Origin of the sequence: Parabacteroides sp. AF18-52 (assembly GCF_003479145.1) — a bacterium.
Taxonomy (GTDB): Bacteria; Bacteroidota; Bacteroidia; order Bacteroidales; family Tannerellaceae; genus Parabacteroides; species Parabacteroides faecis.
Window position 1 is genome coordinate 1575 of sequence record NZ_QUGR01000037.1, and the last position, 416, is coordinate 1990.

Sequence of the window (416 nt, forward strand, 5' to 3'; positions counted from 1 at the left end):
TATAAATTGTTTTGTCTTGCTCAGAATCCGTTATTTATTTCAAGTTTTGACGGTATTAATTTTTAATACTTGTACTACTTGTTGATATGTAAATCTTTCAAAGAACTATTGCCTATCTTTCGATTGCGGCTGCAAAGGTAAGGACTTTATTTTAACTGCCAAATTTTTCAGAAGAAAAATTCAAAGTTTTTTTTGAGCCACTGCGACGGTTGGATTTTTGCTTAGAACTTCTAACCTCATCCCCTTTCCACAGGTTACCTCTTTCATCATTTCTGGTCTGCCGTTCTCTCTTGAATGCGGGTGCAAAAGTAGTGCTTTACAACATACATTCCAAATATTTCATCCTTTATTTTTCATTTATTTTTCCACCGGAGAAACTGTTATATAATGTACGAACGAAAAAGCCTGAAAAAATA